Source organism: Mesorhizobium sp. M8A.F.Ca.ET.207.01.1.1, from assembly GCF_004794715.1.
Lineage (GTDB): Bacteria > Pseudomonadota > Alphaproteobacteria > Rhizobiales > Rhizobiaceae > Mesorhizobium.
This window is the reverse complement of sequence record NZ_SRUS01000559.1, coordinates 1-286: the sequence shown is the minus strand read 5'-3', so window position 1 is coordinate 286 and position 286 is coordinate 1. Positions and strand designations below refer to the sequence as shown.

Sequence of the window (286 nt, the reverse complement as noted above, 5' to 3'; positions counted from 1 at the left end):
ATGCCCGGGTTGTAGCCCCGGGTCTCGGTGGCGACCACGTAGTTCATGTCCGGCGCACGGAAACTGGTCGCGGCAGAGCCGCGGATCAGCAGGCTCTCGATCGGGCGGAACTCGACGCCGAAGCTCCAGGTCGCCTTGCCGATGTGCTCGCCGCCCGCACGGTACTGGTCATAACGACCGGCCAGCGTGGTGGTCAGCGATTGCAGCAGCGGCAACTGCAGTTCCACGCCGGCCGCATAGCGGTCACGGTCACCGCCGGCACCGATACCGGCACTGGTGTTCCAGA

The 286-nt window shown here is 67.1% G+C and carries 1 protein-coding gene; it reads right to left on the bottom strand.

All coding sequences use genetic code 11. The features are described from left to right. On the bottom strand, positions 1-286 hold a 286-nt coding region (locus EN850_RS35820; RefSeq protein WP_136093088.1), incomplete at both ends, for a TonB-dependent receptor.